The organism is Streptosporangium nanhuense, assembly GCF_059358815.1.
Genome location: NZ_JCADBG010000002.1, coordinates 557,455 through 574,381 on the forward strand (window position 1 = coordinate 557,455; position 16,927 = coordinate 574,381).

Annotated in this window: 14 protein-coding genes; 8 read left to right on the forward strand and 6 right to left on the reverse strand. The window is 65.9% G+C overall.

Annotated features, from left to right (window positions below; all coding sequences use genetic code 11):
* The first annotated feature begins 239 nt into the window (after positions 1-239).
* The gene (locus AC5L38_RS07220) at positions 240-5,468 is read left to right on the forward strand and encodes a LamG-like jellyroll fold domain-containing protein (protein WP_495241952.1); all 5,229 of its coding nucleotides are present in this window, start codon (positions 240-242) and stop codon (positions 5,466-5,468) included.
* Between the two features lie 63 nt (positions 5,469-5,531).
* Positions 5,532-6,488, forward strand: a complete 957-nt coding sequence (locus tag AC5L38_RS07225) for a hypothetical protein (protein ID WP_495241953.1) — start codon at positions 5,532-5,534, stop codon at positions 6,486-6,488.
* A 277-nt stretch (positions 6,489-6,765) separates the two neighbouring features.
* Here AC5L38_RS07225 and AC5L38_RS07230 read toward each other — a convergent pair whose 3' ends face one another.
* Entirely contained in the window at positions 6,766-6,987 is a 222-nt protein-coding gene (locus AC5L38_RS07230; RefSeq protein ID WP_495241954.1) for a DUF397 domain-containing protein, read from the reverse strand.
* On the reverse strand, positions 6,969-7,796 hold the full coding sequence (locus AC5L38_RS07235) for a helix-turn-helix domain-containing protein (protein WP_495241955.1): 828 nt from the start codon (positions 7,794-7,796) through the stop codon (positions 6,969-6,971). Before AC5L38_RS07235 ends, AC5L38_RS07230 begins: the two co-directional genes overlap by 19 nt.
* Positions 7,797-8,048: 252 nt before the next feature.
* Between AC5L38_RS07235 and AC5L38_RS07240 the strand changes: the two genes are divergently transcribed.
* From AC5L38_RS07240 to AC5L38_RS07255, 4 genes are all read left to right on the forward strand, one after another.
* Complete coding sequence (locus AC5L38_RS07240; protein ID WP_495241956.1) at positions 8,049-8,468, forward strand: ATP-binding protein; 420 nt, start codon at positions 8,049-8,051, stop codon at positions 8,466-8,468.
* 546 nt (positions 8,469-9,014) lie between these two features.
* Positions 9,015-10,241 (forward strand): DUF418 domain-containing protein, encoded by a 1,227-nt coding sequence (locus tag AC5L38_RS07245; protein WP_495241957.1) that lies wholly within the window; start codon positions 9,015-9,017, stop codon positions 10,239-10,241.
* A gap of 59 nt (positions 10,242-10,300) precedes the next feature.
* Complete coding sequence (locus AC5L38_RS07250; protein WP_495241958.1) at positions 10,301-11,536, forward strand: sensor histidine kinase; 1,236 nt, start codon at positions 10,301-10,303, stop codon at positions 11,534-11,536.
* Complete coding sequence (locus AC5L38_RS07255) at positions 11,533-12,195, forward strand: response regulator (RefSeq protein ID WP_495241959.1); 663 nt, start codon at positions 11,533-11,535, stop codon at positions 12,193-12,195. The genes AC5L38_RS07250 and AC5L38_RS07255 overlap by 4 nt, the downstream gene beginning before the upstream one ends.
* A 72-nt stretch (positions 12,196-12,267) precedes the next feature.
* On the opposite strand, the gene AC5L38_RS07260 is transcribed toward AC5L38_RS07255, so the two are convergent.
* Complete coding sequence (locus AC5L38_RS07260) at positions 12,268-13,068, reverse strand: hypothetical protein (protein WP_495241960.1); 801 nt, start codon at positions 13,066-13,068, stop codon at positions 12,268-12,270.
* 83 nt (positions 13,069-13,151) lie between these two features.
* Between AC5L38_RS07260 and AC5L38_RS07265 the strand changes: the two genes are divergently transcribed.
* The gene (locus AC5L38_RS07265; RefSeq protein ID WP_495241961.1) at positions 13,152-13,940 is read left to right on the forward strand and encodes a class I SAM-dependent methyltransferase; all 789 of its coding nucleotides are present in this window, start codon (positions 13,152-13,154) and stop codon (positions 13,938-13,940) included.
* Positions 13,941-14,035: 95 nt separating this feature from the next.
* Here AC5L38_RS07265 and AC5L38_RS07270 read toward each other — a convergent pair whose 3' ends face one another.
* Together AC5L38_RS07270 and AC5L38_RS07275 are read right to left on the reverse strand one after the other, a co-directional pair.
* Complete coding sequence (locus tag AC5L38_RS07270) at positions 14,036-14,260, reverse strand: PIN domain-containing protein (RefSeq protein ID WP_495241962.1); 225 nt, start codon at positions 14,258-14,260, stop codon at positions 14,036-14,038.
* A gap of 50 nt (positions 14,261-14,310) precedes the next feature.
* Positions 14,311-15,132 (reverse strand): DUF4259 domain-containing protein, encoded by an 822-nt coding sequence (locus AC5L38_RS07275; protein ID WP_495241963.1) that lies wholly within the window; start codon positions 15,130-15,132, stop codon positions 14,311-14,313.
* 204 nt (positions 15,133-15,336) lie between these two features.
* Here AC5L38_RS07275 and AC5L38_RS07280 point away from each other — a divergent pair, with 204 nt between their 5' ends.
* Positions 15,337-16,236 (forward strand): GNAT family N-acetyltransferase, encoded by a 900-nt coding sequence (locus tag AC5L38_RS07280; RefSeq protein WP_495241964.1) that lies wholly within the window; start codon positions 15,337-15,339, stop codon positions 16,234-16,236.
* A gap of 126 nt (positions 16,237-16,362) precedes the next feature.
* On the opposite strand, the gene AC5L38_RS07285 is transcribed toward AC5L38_RS07280, so the two are convergent.
* Entirely contained in the window at positions 16,363-16,905 is a 543-nt protein-coding gene (locus AC5L38_RS07285; protein ID WP_495241965.1) for a dihydrofolate reductase family protein, read from the reverse strand.
* Positions 16,906-16,927 lie beyond the last annotated feature (22 nt).

A 16,927-nucleotide genomic window follows, 5' to 3' on the forward strand; every position in this document is an offset into this window, starting at 1 on the left:
CCCCTGTTCAATGCGCGGAATCCGACCGTATAGCAAGATCAAGACATTCTATAGGACAAGATCAACAGCACCGGCCGGGATGCTTACCGCGATCATCTTCGGCCGGGCCCTCCCATTTCCTTGTCCGGCCGGTCAATCTCCCTTTCACGATGGAGGCACCGGTGGGGTTTCCCTTACCGAACCGTCCCTTCGCGCCGCCCCGGCGGCGCAGACCGAACAGACGGGTCACGACCACGGTCGTGACCGTCTCGGCCCTGGCGGCCTCACTCCTGGTGTCGGGCGGCGTCCTGCCCGCACAGGCCGCCGATCCCGAACCCGCACCCTCGGCGCCGCTCCAGACGCCGTTTCCCCGCCCGAAGGACCCCGACGCTCCGCTGCGCGCGGCGGTCGAGGAGGCCAGGAAACAGAACAAACCGGTCGAGGCGATCGGAGCTTTCACCGAGACCTCGCGCACCTGGGCCTTCCCGGACGGCAGCCTGAAGACGGAGTCGTACTCGGGCCCCGCGCAGGTCAGGCAGGACAACGGCCTGTGGGCGTGGATCGACACCACGTTGGTGGAGAAGGAAGGCGTCCTCAAGCCCAAGGTGGCCAAGGCCGACCTCGCCTTCTCCCTCGGCGGGGACGACACCCCGTTCGCCACGATGAAGCGTGACGCCGACCAGAGCCTCAGCCTCTCCTGGGACGGGAAACTGCCCCGCCCGGTGGTGAAGGGCAACGTCGCCACCTACCCCGATGCCGCCGGACCTGCCGCCGACCTGGTCGTCACCGCCCTGCCCACCGGCTTCCGGCACGACGTGGTGCTACGCGAGCGTCCCAAGGAGGCGCTGGAGATTCGCATCCCGGTGGAGTCTCCGGAGCTGACCCTCGCCATGTCCAAGCGGGGTGGTCTGGAGCTCACCGACGGCAAGGACAAGGTCGTCGCCCAGGCACCGAAACCGGTGATGTGGGACAGCACCGGCGCTGGCGCCCAGGGCCCCAATGCCGCCGCACCGCGCAACGCCCCGATCGCCACCTCCGTCGTCGAGGACGCGGGCAAGCGGACGCTGGTCCTCAAGCCGGACGCCGGCTGGCTGGCCGACCCCGCCACCGTCTACCCCGTCGTGGTGGACCCCACCTCCACGTTGACCGTCAAGACAGACACGCTGCTCTCCAGCGGTGCGGACTGCGTCACCAACGACCAGCCGGGCGCAACGCTGCTGAAGATCGGCGCTGCCTATTCCAGTTGCAACGGGGTGAGCGCGGTCAACTACTTCCGCTCTTACCTGACGTTCGACGTCGCCGGCCTGGCCAACAAGCCCATCATCTCCTCCACCATGCAGCTGTGGCGCACCGAGTCACCCGGCTGCCACCAGCGTGGCGACGGCAAGGTTTACGCCACCCGGGTCAACACCACCTGGACAGTGGGCAGGATGACCTGGTCCAACAAGCCTGCCAGTCTCGGCTATGTGGCCACCCCCTGCCCGACCACGAACGTCCTCACGCCCGGCGTGATGACCTGGCCGATCACCAACTGGGTCAAGGACTGGGCCGCGGGCCAGCCCAACTACGGCATCGGGCTCGAAGGTCCCACCGAAAATGTCGATCGCTACAGCGGCTACTCGGCGGTTTACCATTCCGCGGAGACCACCGGCACCGGCGCCACCCCGCCCAAGCTGATCACTCAGTACATCCTGCCGCCGGAGATTCCCACGGTCACCGCCGAGTCGGTCGACTCGATGGACGGCGACCACGCGATCGTGCGCAAGAGCTCGGCCAAGGTCGGCTACAAGTCCACCTCCGTCGACGGAAGGAACATCGACTACTACGTCTCCGTGGTCGAGTCCACCGCGCCGCTTCCTTCCTGGACGACCGGCGGAGGAGAGGTCGGGAAGTGGAGCTTCACCGACGGCACCGGAGGCATCGACTCCAGCGGTAAGGGCAACATCCTGACCTTCGTCGACGGCCGCTACTCGTGGATCGACGGCAAGGACGGCAAGGCGCTCCTTCTCAACGGCACTGCCGGGAATCCCTCCCAAGCCTCGACCGCGGGTCCGGTGCTGCGGACGGACAAGAGCTTCTCCGCGGCGGGTTGGGTCAGGCTGGACGTCGGGACCAGCACGATCCCGCTGATCAGCCAGAACGGAACCGTCAACAGCGCCTTCAGCGTCGGCTACGACTCCACCGCCCGCAAGTGGAACATGCAGATGTACCACGACAACACCGCCACCAGTCCGGTGACGGAGATCAAGTCCTCCACGACGGCGTCGACCGGTACCTGGACCCACCTGGCCGGCGTCTACGACGCCGTCGCCAAGAAGATCCGCCTGTACGTCAACGGCGTCCAGTCCGCGGAGGCCGAATACACCGTCACCCCGTGGCAGGCCACCCGATCCTTCGAGCTCGGCAACGGCAGGCGTGGCGGCATCGGCTACTCCTCAGTCAAGGCAGCCTACGACGAGATCCGCGCATACGACCGTGCCCTGAGCCCCACCGAGATCCAGTGGATGCTCAACCTCACCCCGCCCACCAACGCCAACGTGCCCTCCGGCCAGAGCGCGTCCATCACCTACGACGTCAGCAACGTCGACAGCTTCAAGTTCTCCGTCAGGGCCTGCATCAACGGGGCAACTCCCATCACCTGCAGCGAGAGCCCGTACTACCGCATCACCACCGACGCGCCGTACGTCCCCACGGACGCCGAGACCGGCATGGCCGACCCGACCAGGCCGATCCTGTCGGGCATGGTCAACCGCCCCTCGGGCGGACCGGTCACCGCCAAGTACTTCCTGTACGACAACGCCGGCACGCCGATCGGATCGAGCCCCCTGGGCGCGAGGTCGGTCAACGGTGGTGAGCGCGCGTCGTTCCAGGTGCCGGAGAACACCGTCCAGGCCGGTCGCACTTACAAGTGGCAGATGCAGGCCTGCGTCGTCGGCGGCGGCACGTCACCCGACCCGGGCCCCAACCCGACCCCGACTCCCACTCCTACGGTCACTCCCACTCCGACGATCACCCCGACCCCGACCCCGACCCCCACTCCGACGGGAGACACGACCCCTCCCACAGTCGTGAAAACCGTCCCGGCCAGCGGCGCGACGGGGGTCGAATCCTACGCCGACGTGGTGGTGACGTTCAGCGAGCGGGTGACGGGCGCCCAGATCGAGGTCATCGGCTACAACCCCGACTTCTCCATGCCGGTATCCGGCACGCCGGTGATGGACGCCACCGGCAAAATACTGACCTTCGAGCCTTACATCCTGCAGGAAGAGATGCGGTATGTAGCCAAGGTGACCGGCGCCAAGGACCTCGCCGGCAACACCATGGCCCCTTACCAGTGGACGTTCTACACCCCCGGCGGCCAGGCCCCCGCGGCCTCGAAGTCGAACGCTGCTCCTCCGGCCAGGGGAGGCGCGGCGTCAACCGCCCAGGACGAAGGCGTGGAGGAGATCTGCACGGCCAAGACCGCCTTCGTCACCTTCACCACCCCGGGCACCCCGACGGACCCACCCGCCGAAACCGTCAACCACCTGACCCTGCTCAAGGACAACTTCGTCATCAAGACGGCGAAGGTCGACCCGACGGCCTGTGACGGTTCGCCGTGTACGGTGACCGACTCGACCGTCATGAGGATCGGTGGCAGTGGTGTCGACAAGACCGCTGCGGTGATTGGGTTCAGGCTCGACGAACTTCCCGACGGCGCAGGTGTGTCGGAGGGCATCCTCAAGCTCGGCACTCCGACCTGCCCGGCCGGAACCTGCCCGGCAGACACAGTCATCACCGCAACCCCGTTGAAGAGCCCGGTCACCGGTGAGAGCAAGGGCTCAGATCTAGCGAGCGACATAGATACCGGCACCATGCCCTACTCCCTGCCGTTGAGCGGGCTACAGGCAGACATCGCCGGCAGCGAATACCAGTGGTTGATGCTCACCTCCAACAACGACGAACTCATAGCCTTTGGCGATGCGGTGGCGGTTGAGCAACCTTCGCTGATGCTCACCTATCTCCCGGCGGGACCGCCTAGCAAGGTGCTCAACCTGGTGACTCAAGCAGGGGATGCTAGCGCGATCGCCAGTTGGGGATTGCCCGAGATCACGGGCAGCGTAGCCTTACTCGATGATTACGACGTCGAGGTAACGGATGCAGGCGGAGGTGTTGTAAAAACACTCAAGGTTTCCGATCCTATGGCAACAATTGCTGGGCTGACCAACGGTGTTAGCTATACGGTAAAAGTGCGTTCGCGTACCGTATTTGGGGTCAGTGACTGGGAATCCAAACAAGTAACACCGAAGCCTCTCCCTCCCGTGACACCACCTCCCGGATCCACGCGTCCGTGTGATACCTGGGAATTCAAGGGGGCGGTAGAAAATTGGTTTAAGGCTCAAGATGCTGTTCTCGAAGGCCGAGCCGCAAATGTCTGGGACGATCCGAGCGGTGCACCGTCCAGCTCTCTCAGTGCGAAGCTCTCTCTGATCAATTCGTCGTTGGTCGCGGAGAAGGAGGCACTGGACGCCAAGGGAACCAGTCGCACTAATTCAACGGTTTCACTGCGTGATGTGGTCGTCCAGGAAACATCTAGTGGCATGGTACGGGTGACCGCCGGTGTTGAACGTACGTGGGATCTGATCGACCAGGGCGCTGCTGACGCCAGATCAGTACATGCTGAATCCAAGGACTCGTACTACATCACCGCCGTTGCCTTCCATCGATGTGGGGAAGTGACTTACGAAGAGGTTCTTGTCGAGGTCGAGGAAGACCCGACCGACTTCTCTGACGATCCAGACTCCCCAAGCGCAGGCGGTAGTCCAGCGGGTTCTACTCCGGAAAATAAGTGCACCTACGATCCTAAGAATGCAACTACTTATCCGGTTATGGTTCACGCTCGGCAGAGGGTCAAGCTGACAAAAGCATGGGAGCTCAATGCGGAGATGTGCTCTCAATGGCGTGTCCCGTGGGGCTCTGCGACGACGACCGATCACTGGAAAACATCTAAACATATCAACTACATGCATGCTTATCCGCTGAATGGCGATATGCGTTCGCATGAGAGTAAGTATAGGCAGAGAAATACCGAGCTGAAGAGCAAGGTAACCGTGTGTTTCTACAACACGAAGTGGAAGATAGAACCTGCCGGAAGTGTGTCGCTAGAGGTAGGGGCCAGCGGTGGGGGTGGTGGGAGCCTGGGGAGCGCATTCAGTGCTGAGCGCGGCCTGGAATGCATCCCTTACGAAGAGGAACTGACAGGACCGAAGTATCCGGAGGATGGCGATACGATCCGTAAGCCTCGCATCTATAATAAGATGCCATATGTGGAGGGGCATTGCAATCAAGACCTCCTTCACTGGTGTCTCATAAATTCTTATGAGCATAGAATGCTCGGTGAATTTAAATTCTGGTATCGCGTAAATGGCGAGACGAAATCCGTCTCAGATCGCGTCGCTCTAAGGGATAGGTGGCGTAAGTACGACGGGCAATACGATGGCGATCACTGATGAGTGAAGTCGCTCTTCGATTGCTTTGATAAGTTGGTTTCAGGAGAACCGGCAGGTTTTTGAGTGGCTGTGGTGGACGGTCCGTTGGAGTGTTCACCACAGCCACTTTCTATATGGAGGGTAAATAAAGTGAAGTGGGATTTGAACTCGTATAAACCCGTGGGATGCATGGTTGCTTTGGCTCTGCTTGTTGGGCAATGCGTCATTGGCGATTCGGGTAAATATTCTTCCGTGACCGCATTGGAACGACTTAGATTCGTAGCAGGAAACGCTTTCTCTGTCGCTAACCCGGGTTATCGAATTCTTTTTGGGAAAGAATTTGAGATCCGACGGGAAGGGAGTCATGGAGTGCTCCCTGTCGAAATATCTCCGCAGTGGTCCGATGTAGGCGACGACGGCGTCTGGCCAATGGGCCCCTTTGAGCTCCGACAGAATATTTTCACTGGGAAAATCGAGTCACCAGCGTTGCCGGCATCGCGAGCCAGTCGTGTGACGGAAACAATGAGACGCTCCGATGAGACGATCAAAGAAGCTCGAAAGCGGGCTGCGAAACTTCTCTCCGAACTTAGGGGCGGCGTAGACTTGGGAGCACTCGTAGAGTTCCAAGAACCTGTACTGTCTAGTATTTCGTCTGACGAAGATATTGGAATGCGCAGAGTGATTCTATCCTTCGATGGCACCAGGCGGCCCATCTACTGGGAGCTGGGCACGTGCGAGTCTAAGGGATTGCCGTCATCATGCGAGGAATTGTCTGCGGTAGGACAGTTTCAGCAATGGGTGAGTTTGCTGCGCCCTGGCGACGAAAACTTACTTCGCAACTTCGACCTTAATCTGCGCGACCTGCAACTTGCTGCTAGAGAAGCGAAAGTATTCGCAGCAATCGAAATTGGTATATCCGCTAAACAGCTGAAAAGCTTTTTTGGGGATTCCAACGTGCGGATGGTTTACGTTACATCTGCGAGCTTGAGATGTGCGCCGGGTGACAGTATCGAATGCCGTTACCGCCCATTCCCAAAATGAAGGTCGTGAGTTCTTTCCAAGGTTACAGTTAATTGCTTACTGTAACGATCCGGGAAATCCTGTTAGCGCAGGCTTTCTCGATGTTGCCCGCTACGGTCCAGAGGAAAATTTTCTCCGTGCGGCGATGTCGAAAATTCGCTCGACGACCTCGGCCGCTGTCTCTCACACTCGCCATGCGGCGCCGTCTGGGATTCGTCCCTTCTCTACCGGATGTCAGCAGCCACATGGTCGTCCTGGCCTGCGAAACCTCCCGCTGGATGCTGGTAATCAGGGCAGATCAGCCAAAGCGGCCCAACTTCACGGCGGTAAGGAAGGTGTGCCACTCGCCTGGGGTGAAGACAAGGGCCGGCGCCGTGCAGTTCTTGCTGTCGCGGACGGCGACGACCCCCGGGAGGTTTCCGGCGACCTCGACGCAGTTTCCACCGCTCTCGCCGCTGAGGGAGCTCTTCTTCCAGGCGGCCCCGGAGAGGTCAGGGCCGGTCAGGTCTGCTGCTTCCATTGGTCCCTCGCTTCTTTGATCATCTCTAGCGACTGTCCGGGACGATGCGCCTCTGCTCGGATCCTGTCATATCTGTCCCAGACGACGCCCACCAGTTTGTGTTCCGCCGACACTTCACCTTCCCCGGCAGACTCCACGGAGACGGCGGTCGGCGCGTCAGCCAGCTGGGCGAGCACGAATCCGGACATCAGGCCGGTCGTGCAGGAGGTGTCGTGCGGGACGATTTGTATCGTCACGTTCTGACGGCCGGCGATGGTCATGAGATGGTCGAGCTGCTCGCACATGACCTCGGGGCCTCCGATGGGGCGGCGGAGCACCCACTCGTCGAGAAGGGTCCACAGGACGGGTGGGTTGTCCTTCTTGAGAATCAGTTGCCTGCGCATGCGGGCGCCGACCTGGTCTTCGACCTCCTCCTCCGAACCCGCCAAGCCGCCACGGACAACGGCTCGCGCGTAGTTCTCCGTCTGGAGCAGACCGGAGACCAGCAGGGGATCCCAACTTCGCAGCACGCGGGCCCGGGGCTCGATCTCGTCGGACCATCTGAGGAACCAGGCCGGCCCGGTGGGGGCGGTGATGTTGCGGCAGAGGTGGGTGAAGAGGTCGTCCGTCTTGAAGAACCTGTCGAAGTCGGCCGCCAGCTTGGTGCCGGGCCTCCGGTTGCCGGTCTCGATGTGCCCGATGAACGACGACGAGACGCCCAGATGATCACCCAGTCGGGCCTGCGACAGGCCCGCCTCCCTGCGAGCCCGTCCCAGCTCGCGGCCGAAGCGCTGAGCCGGTGTCAGGCGTGGGTCGAGATCATTTCCCATGTTCGCCTCCCAATCGTCGCGATGACGTCGGCCGTCGAATGAACGACAAACGCCTACAGCTCGTGTGGCTTTTCGTCGTCAATTCGTCGGCCGATCTGTTCTGCAACGGCAGCATAACTGTGTGCACTCTATAGGCCAAGACTTTATCCGGGCGATGCGAGGGAACCAAAAGGACAATTCGCCCGGATAATGGAGTCATTGGGGCAGGCGAATTTTCGACGTCTGCACCCTCACGGAAATGGCGGTGATCCGATGGGTGCTGAAACAGTTCCCGGGCTCGGCCTGCTGGGCCGGGTGCATCTGCCCGGGGTGGCCGAGTCGGTTTCCTCGGCCCGGCGATACGTGCGAACGGTGTTGGAAGACTCGGGCCGGCTTGATACGTACGACGCCGAGCTTCTGGTCAGCGAGCTGCTCTCCAATGCGGTCAGGCATTCGGAGTCGGGACGCGCCGGAGGTCGGGTGACGGTCGTGGTGGCGAACCTTGGTGACGTCATCCGGGTGGCGGTGATCGACGAGGGGTCCTCCACCTGCGTACCTGTGCTCCCGGCCGAGCCTGACGAGGACGCCGAGGGTGGCCGTGGGCTCTGGCTGGTCAGCGAGGTGGCCCTGTCGTGGGGCTGGTACGAAGGTGCGGCGGGACGCGTCGTCTGGTTCCAGTTGGGACGGCGATGACCGGCACACCGGACGACGCGAAACCCGGGACGATAGCCATCCTCGTCGCCCGGTACGGCAGGCATTGGCTCATCTCAGAGGCTGCGGGAGGTGGCTATTACGCCGTACGCCGCCACAGTCTGTCCGAGGAGGTTCTCGACGGAAGGCATCTGTCCAACGTGATGTGCGCGGGCACCCTGGGGGAAATGGCGCGTCGCCTGGCGGCCGAGAGGGAACGCGAGAATCGGCCATTGAAATAACAGCGTATGGGTTCGAGGGGGCCGCTGATTCGATCGTAAGGTGCGGTCGTGTTTCCTGGCGCGCATGTGCGTGGCGAGCGCATAAATTGTCGCCGTCACTCGTTCAACTCTCCGATACGGCACCCGCCTCCCTGCTGACCCGGCGATTTAATTTGTTGTGCCGTGCCGGTACTCAGCTCTGCCGGCCCGGCCCGGCGATCCTGACCCTGCGGATGAGCCGAGGATCGACGCATTGGGTCTTGCGGAGGAAGCGAAAGTAGCCGCTCGCCCGAAGCGGTGGGCGGCCGGTTTCGGCGATGGTGTTGCCATGCCGGATCCCGATGTCCCCACACAGCCCGCACGACACGTCCCGGTGCAGCCCGCACGGCACGCACCGGTCGCGCCGAAGCAGCGGATCGCCGCCCTCGACGCGCTCCGCGGCTTCGCGCTGTGCGGGATCATCTTCATCAACATCCCGCAGACCATGGAGATGTTCGCCTTCGCGGGTCAGTTGCCCACGCCGCTGCGCCTGTTCTTCTACGGCCGCTTCTATCCCATCTTCTATCTGCTGTTCGGCGTGGGATTCGGGATCTTCCTGCGGTCCGCGATGAGGCGTTCGGAGCGGCCTCGGCTGCTTCTGGTCCGGCGGTTCGTCGCACTGGCTGTGCTGGGTGGCGTTCTGCACCTGTTGCAGCCGGGTGAGGTGCTCCTGCCGTTCGCCATTACGGGGCTGCTCATCCTGCTGCCGCTCAGCTATCTGCCTGGGCGTGCCCTGTTCGTGGCCGGAGTGCTGTTGACCGTCGCGGGGGTGCTGGCCGGTGTCGGCGGTCTGGGGCTGTTGCCCGGCCTGTTCGCACTGGGATTCGCGCTCGCCGAGTTGCGGGTGCCGGAGAGGCTGGAGGAGAGTCGCGGTCATTTTATCGGCTTGGGGGTCGCGGCGCTGGTCATCGCCCTGCTGACCTACGGGCTGATCGTGCTGGGGCCGCCCGACATCGCGCAGATCAGGCTCGGCATGGTCCTCTCGCTCGCCACCGCCGCCTGCTACACGGCCGGGTTCCTGCTCCTGCTACGGACTCGGATCGGTGCCGCGCTCTCGTGGGTGCTGGCCCCGATGGGGCGTATGGCGCTCACCAACTACTTCAGCGCCGCCCTGCTGTTCGTCCCGATCGGAACGGCCATCGGGTTGCGTGACTCGTCCTCATGGGATCTGGCGGTGCTCCTGGGCGTCTGCATTCTGGTCTTCCAGGCGGGCGTGAGCATCCTGTGGCTACGGGTGTTCGGCTACGGTCCACTGGAGTGGGCGTGGCGGTGCGTCACATACTGGCAGTGGCTGCCGATCGGCGGTCCCCGTACCCGCGCCCACACCCGTACCCGCACTCGTGCCGACACGGGCACGAGTACCGGTAGCAGCACAGGCATCAGCGCAGGCACCGGTACAGGTACAGGTACCGACGCAGGCATCGGTGCCGGTACCGGTGCCGATGCCGGTGTCAGCGAGGGTGCCGACGAGGGTGATGGTGCCGGCCGGAGAGGAAGAGGGCGCGCAGGGGCATGAGGTGGTGGATCGGGGCGACGGCGCGGCTCGGAATCCGCACACCCCAGGGTCGCGACACCTTGGTCGCCGTAGTCCTGGCGGCGCTCAGCCTGACGCGGCTGCTGCTCGTCTTCGTGTCCGGGGAGGTACGGGCCGCGCTGGCCGTGCTGCCCGCATGGGCGGTCGGCTGCGGTTACCTGCTGGCCACCGCCGACCTGGCCACGATCGCCGTACGCCGCAGGTGGCCCGGTGCCGCGCTGGTCGTCGCGACGGTGATCCCGCTGGTCGGGGCCGCGCTGCCCACCCGGCCGCCGCTGCTGGGAGTGGGCGTGGTGGTGTGCGCTTACACGGTCGCTAGCCTGCTTCCGCCGCCCAGAGCCACCCTGATCGTCGCCGTTGCCTGCGTCGCCCACCTGCTGGGCGGTCTGGCGATCACCGCGGCCGGTGGGGACGTCGGTGGGCTGCTGACGTTCTGGGGCGTCTCTCACATGGACGGTCCGGCCATGGCGGCCGCGGTGGTGGCCGCCTACTCGGCACCCGCCATGGTGGGCTTCCACGTACAGGCGCGAAGGGCGGGCGCGGCCAGGACAGCGGCCCGCATCGAGCACGAGCGGGAGGAGCGGGCCAGGGCCGCCGTACTGGAGGAGCGCGCCAGGATCGCGAGGGAGCTGCACGACATCGCCGCCCACGACCTGTCCGCGATCGTCGTCCAGGCGGGTGCCGCCGACCGGCAGCTCGACCGCGACCCCGAGGCGGCCCGCGAGACCCTGCGCGCGATCCGGGCGCAGGGCCGCGAGACCCTCACCGCGTTGCGCGCCCTGGTCGGGCTCATGCGCGAGAACGGCACCGACCCCGACACCGGCGACGGACGGGTTCCGACACTCGCCCGGATGGAGGAGATCGTGCGTCGCTCCCGCGAGAGCGGCATGACGGTCGAGACGCACGTCCGAGGTGAGCCGCGCCCGCTGCCGGTCACCGCCGACCTCGCGGCCTCCCGCCTCCTGCAGGAGGCGCTGACCAACGCCCGGCGGCACGCATCCGGTGCCGCGGTGACCGTGGTGACCGTGTTCGAGGACCGGGCCGTGCGGGTGACCGTACGCAACGCCGCGCCACCACGTCCGCCCGAGGGTAAGAATCCTGCCGGGCCCGCCCTCGGTGGAGGTGCCAACGGTGGTTACGGTCTGCTCGGCATGCGCGAGCGGGTCCGGCACGCGGGCGGTAGCCTCGTCGTCGGGCCGCACTCCGAGGGCGGCTGGCAGGTCGCCGCCGACTTCCCCGTGGACGCGTGGACCCATGGCCCCGTGGAGGAGCGTTGACGATCAGGGTCGTGATCGCCGATGACCAGGCTGTCGTCAGGGCGGGATTTCGCACGATCCTGGAGTCCGAGCCCGACATCGAGATCGTCGGTGAGGCCGCCGACGGTGAGGCCGCGGTGCGGGTCGCCACCCGGGTCAGGCCCGACCTGGTCCTGATGGACGTGCGGATGCCGGTCCTGGACGGCATCGCCGCCACCGCTCGGCTCGCCGGGCTCGCCGTCGAGCACCCGATAACGGTGCTGGTCGTGACGACGTTCGATCTCGACGAGTACGTCTTCGACGCGCTGCGCAACGGAGCTCAGGGCTTCCTGCTCAAGGACATCGAGCCCGACCAGCTCGTCGAGGCCGTCCGGGTGGTCGCCTCCGGCCAGGGCCTCGTCGCGCCGTCGGTCACCCGCCGCCTCATCGCCGAGTTCGCCCGCGCCTCCGGCAGGGTCCGCCGGCCCGCCCCGCTGCCCGAGCTGACCGGACGAGAGCACGACACGCTCGTGCTCCTCGCCCGGGGGATGTCCAACCTGGAGATCGCGCGCACCCTGGCGGTGAGCGTCTCCACCGTCAAGACCCACGTGGCCGGCCTGCTGGCCAAGACCGGCTGCCGCGACCGCGTCCAGGCGGTCATCTACGCCTACGAGCACGGCGTCGTCGAGCCGGGCGGGTAAGCCCGGTTCGGTGCGGGACAGGCTTGACGACGAGCGGGAACAGCCGTGGGCAGGGGAAGGTCCGGGAGCGGGTTACGAGACCTTGGCGGAGGGAGCGTTCCAGGTTTTGCAGGACTTGGGGTCGGAGGTGGAGTAGCCCCGCTTGGTCCAGTAGGCGACGTTGGCGCCCTTGCCGAAGTAACGATCCTTGCCCTTGGGGGCGTCGGCATCGACCCTGGCGAGATCCAGCAGGCGCCGGGCGTCCTTGGCGGGGTAGCCGAGGGCGTGCCACACGCCCTTCGCGGTGATCCCGCCCAGGCAGTTCGCCTGCAGGCTGTAGCGGCGGAGCTGCTCCTGGATCTCCTTGTCGTCGTCGGCGTGCAGGGCGTTGTAGCCCTCCCTGATGTCGGCCGCGTGCTGCACGTACTCGCCGTAGGCGGAGCTCAGCTCCGCGAGGATCGGAAGGTCATCGGATGCCTTGATCCAGTCAGGACGGATGTGTACGGAGATGTAGATCCCATAGCAGTTGACGGCCTCCGACCTCGCGGGGCTCATCTTGGCCCCGAAACAGGCGCGCCTGGCGTCCTTCTCCAGAACGGTCCCCGTCATCTCCAGGCTGGGCTGCACGGACGACAGATCGGCCTCCTTCAGGTACGGGAGCCAGGCGTTGTTCATACAGGTGAAGAGCGCTTTGACGTACTTCTTGACGGAGGCGAGGCTCTTACCCTTGGCGGGTCTGTCGGCGCACCCCGCGGCGGGGAGCCTGCCGGCGGAGTAGAGGGAGTTGCCGGTCAGGAGCGGGGCGTCCTCGACCGGATATGTGAGGGCGGTGGCCGTACCGGGGAAGAGCAGGACGGAGGCGGCGGCCGTCGCGATGATCACGCGGATTTTCATGCTCTTGGACATTAGGGCATATGTCTATTGTTCGCCCGGCCGTTCGATTCGTTTTTCCGAGGGGCGGAGGGGCATGATCGGGTATGGAGACGACACCGGAACTGCTCGCTTATTACGGGCAGGACAGGGAAGACGGCAGGCTTCGCGCGGGCCGTGGGCGGCTGGAACTGTGGCGGACGCAGGATGTGCTGCGCCGGGCGCTGCCTCCGGCTCCGGCCGACGTGCTGGATGTGGGTGGCGGCACCGGGGTGCACGCGGAGTGGCTCGCCGCCGACGGATACCGGGTCGAGCTGATCGATCCCATGCCGCTGCACGTGGAGCGGGCGGCGAGGTTGGGCGGGGTCACCGCGAGGCAGGGGGACGCCAGGGAGTTGCCGGTGCCCGACGAGAGCGTGGACGTGGCGTTGCTCCTGGGCCCGCTCTACCACCTCGCCGACCGGGCCGACCGGGTCCGCGCCCTGGCCGAGGCGGTACGGGTGGTGCGGCCCGGCGGCCTGGTGGCCGCCGCGACCATCAGCCGCTACGCGGCCATGCACGACATGATCTATCAGGGCTCGTACCTGCTGGAGGAATACCGGGAGATAGCGCGCTCGGCCGCGCTGGACGGGGTCATATCCCACGTGCGGTCGGGGTTCACCGGCTACTGCCATGATCCTGACGACGTCCCGGCCGAGTTCGCCGATGCGGGCCTTCCCGATGTCGCCCGCTACGGCCTGCAGGGGCCGTTCTGGCTGTACGGCGACATCGACGACTGGCTCGACGACCCCGGTCGCCGCGCTCTCATGCTCGACGCCCAGCGTCGCCTGGAGTCGGTCCCCTCCCTGTTGGGCGTCAGCGGTCACATGCTCACCCTCGCCCGCAAGGTGTGTTGATCCCGGCGACGGGGATCGTGCGTCTTCCGTGTCGCCGGCCACCGGCCGGATCGGCGAGCCGGCGGTTCGCTCCGTGGCCGACGCCGTCGGTTTCGTCAGATGTCGTCGGGCAGGAGCCGAAAGCACTCGTGGCCGGTGAGCGGGCGGATCGCACGGAAGTGTTCACGATCCAGGGTGAAGACGGCGTCGGTCCGGAACTCGGCCGCCAGAGCCGCGTTCATCGCGTCGGTCAGGCCGATGTTCATCGTCCGGTAGCGGGTCATGAGCGCGCCGGCGGTGCGCAGGTGCGGTGACACCTCGGGTACCTCGTACCGTTTCACGTCGATTCTTCCCAGCATCCTGCTCCCGGCCGGCGGACGAAGGCATGACGTCACACCGGCAGTGCGGGAAGCGGAGGGACGAGGTCGAGGCCGAGGTGGCGGCCCGTGGCGGCCAAGGCCGTGTGGACATCGTCGAAGACCCGCTGAGTGACGGATTCCCCGAGGTCCTCGTAGGAACGGCCGAAGTCGATCCAGGCCTCGGCCGTGGTGCGGCCACGAGAGATCCGTTCCGCGTACGCGCCCGGCGTGAGCTGTCCGAAGACGGTGAGCTCCTGCAGGCCGGCGGGACGCCACCACGCGAGCCAGGCCGGGTCGTCGTTGACGGCCAGGACGAGGCGTTCCGCCACGTCCGCGTAGGCGGTGTCGTCCGGCAGGCTTCGGCCGTCGATACTCCAGTACGCCCGCAGCCACTGCTTCCCCAGGCGGGAGAAGTCCGGGACGAGCGGGACGGGCGGGTCCTGCGGCTCACCGTGGAGAGCCTTGCGGTAGGGCTCCAGGTGCTCCATGAACGCCTGCCAGTCCTCGGCTCGGACCTCGCTGAGCCAGTTGTCCCGCGAACGGGTGGCCAGGGCGAACGCGGCGACGGCCAGCCGACGCAGGTCGTCGGAGACGGTGAGGGGAGTGCGGTCCAGCCAGTGATGGGCGGCCTCGTCCGGAGCGATGCCGGAGATCCGGGCGGCGACCAGGCACGCGAGAGCCAACGCCTCATCCACGGCTCCCTCCTCGGCGTACTCCTCGTTCTCGCGCACGAACGCGTCGAGCGACTCGGCCATCGTCGTGGCGGCGTCGTCCTTTCCCGCCAGGTCCGTGATGGCGTCAAAGGCCTCGTCGCTGTCGAAGGGGCCTTCGAAGAAGGGAGGGGTGTCGTCCACGTCACAGGTCCTTTCCCGAGATTCGGTGATCAAGTAGGTGCTGATCATCTTCTAGCCGCGGTCTGACATTTCTGGGCGAATCGCCTGGGGTAGGAGGACGCGCTTGCTGTCATGATTACGTCGCCGTGTGCTTCACCTCGCTCACCCTGAGGTTCTGAGCCTTTGCGAATGGCTCGGTCGTCAAAACCAGAAGATGGAGTTGACTTGTCGATTCAGATCGTCCCGCTGGCCGATCCTCACCCGGGCGCGTCCAGCCGCCGCCTGGTGTGGCTGGCCTCCGGCGGTGACGGAGCCCCGGTGGGGTCGGCGTTCCTGCGCCTGTTCGAGCGGGAGGGCCAGGACCACCTGGCCGAGCTGGAGCTGAACGTGCACCCGGCCGAGCGGCGCGCGGGCGTCGGCTCCGAGCTGCTGGCGCGGGCGGTGGCGGGTGCCGAGTCGGAAGGGCGGCGCTGCGTGCTGGCCCAGGCCGACGCCGGTACGCCGGGCGACCTGTTCCTGGCGGCCAGGGGGTTCAGGAAGGTGCTCACCCTGACGTACGCGAGGCTCGCGCTGGCCGATGTCGCCGTGGACACCGTGGACACCGTGGACACCGTGGACGCCGCCGTGGTCGGCCCGCCCGCCGGATACCGGCTGCGTTCCTGGGACGGGACGGTGCCGGACGAGCTGGCCGGCACCTTCACCGCCTCCCGCCGGGCGATGGACGACATGCCGATGGACGACACCGACTACGGGGTCGTGGTCTGGGACGTCGAACGGGTCAGGGCGGCCGCCAAGGCCATCGCGGACCGTGGCGAGTCGCTCCACACGGTCGTCGCCGTCGACGAGTCCGACGGCTCGATCGCCGGGTTCACCGAGCTGGTCGTCCCCGGTGACGGCAAGGGCGACGGCCAGCACTACGGCACGGGGGTCCTGCCGGAACACCGCGGCCACGGCCTGGCCAGGTGGATGAAGGCCGAGGCCATCCGGCAGGCCCGCGAACGCTACCCGGACCTGGGTGGCCTGCTCGCGGACACGGCCGACAGCAACACCCACATGCGGGCCGTCAACGACTCGCTCGGCTACCGGCCCACCCACAGGACGTTCCAGTACCAGCTGGACCTGTGAAAGCCCCGGGGGCGCCGGTGGCAGCGGCCGCCGAGCGTCTCACCGCCGCCACCGGCGACGGCTCCGTCCGAGGCGGCAGGACGCCGGCCGGCTGACCGGCCGGGCGTCCCGCCGCCCGGGGGCGGCTCATCGGACGACGCGGAACCGGATGCTCGTCGCGTGCGGCACGTGGGTCAGGGCGATGCGTTCCAGCCTGACGTTGGTCCCGCCCGGGTGGTCGAACAGCCGGACGCCGTCGCCGAGCATGACGGGCGCGATGAACACGAGGATCTCGTCGAGCACACCCGCCTCTAGGCACTGCCGGGCGACGTGGGCGCCGAGGATGTTGACGTACTTGTCACCCGCGGCGGCCTTGGCCGCGGCGACGCCGCTGTCGAGGTCGCCGACGAAGGTGATGCCCGGCATCGGCGTGTCCGGGATCTGGTGGATGAGCACGAACTGCGGCCCGGTCCACCCGCCGCCGAACGGCTTGCCCTCCTTGTCGGTGTCCCGGTGGGGGTCGTCGCCGCGGAAGGTTCGGTTGCCGACGAGAAGCGCGCCGATCTCGTCGACGAGCTCGTCCACCGCCGGATCGGGGCCGAGGAGCCCGGTCAGCCAGGACATGTCCCCGCCCGGACCCGCGATGAAGCCGTCCAGCGACATGGTGACCGAATACAGCATCTTGCCCATGAGGTGCCTCCGTCAGGATCAG

Excerpts from the sequence above, each read along its gene's own strand:
- AC5L38_RS07230 (WP_495241954.1), bottom strand. The coding sequence starts at position 6,987 with ATGGAAGCAGCAGACCTGACCGGCCCTGACCTCTCCGGGGCCGCCTGG.
- AC5L38_RS07235 (WP_495241955.1), bottom strand. The coding sequence starts at position 7,796 with ATGGGAAATGATCTCGACCCACGCCTGACACCGGCTCAGCGCTTCGGC.
- AC5L38_RS07240 (WP_495241956.1), top strand. The coding sequence starts at position 8,049 with ATGGGTGCTGAAACAGTTCCCGGGCTCGGCCTGCTGGGCCGGGTGCAT.
- AC5L38_RS07245 (WP_495241957.1), top strand. The coding sequence starts at position 9,015 with ATGCCGGATCCCGATGTCCCCACACAGCCCGCACGACACGTCCCGGTG.
- AC5L38_RS07260 (WP_495241960.1), bottom strand. The coding sequence starts at position 13,068 with ATGAAAATCCGCGTGATCATCGCGACGGCCGCCGCCTCCGTCCTGCTC.
- AC5L38_RS07265 (WP_495241961.1), top strand. The coding sequence starts at position 13,152 with ATGGAGACGACACCGGAACTGCTCGCTTATTACGGGCAGGACAGGGAA.
- AC5L38_RS07285 (WP_495241965.1), bottom strand. The coding sequence starts at position 16,905 with ATGGGCAAGATGCTGTATTCGGTCACCATGTCGCTGGACGGCTTCATC.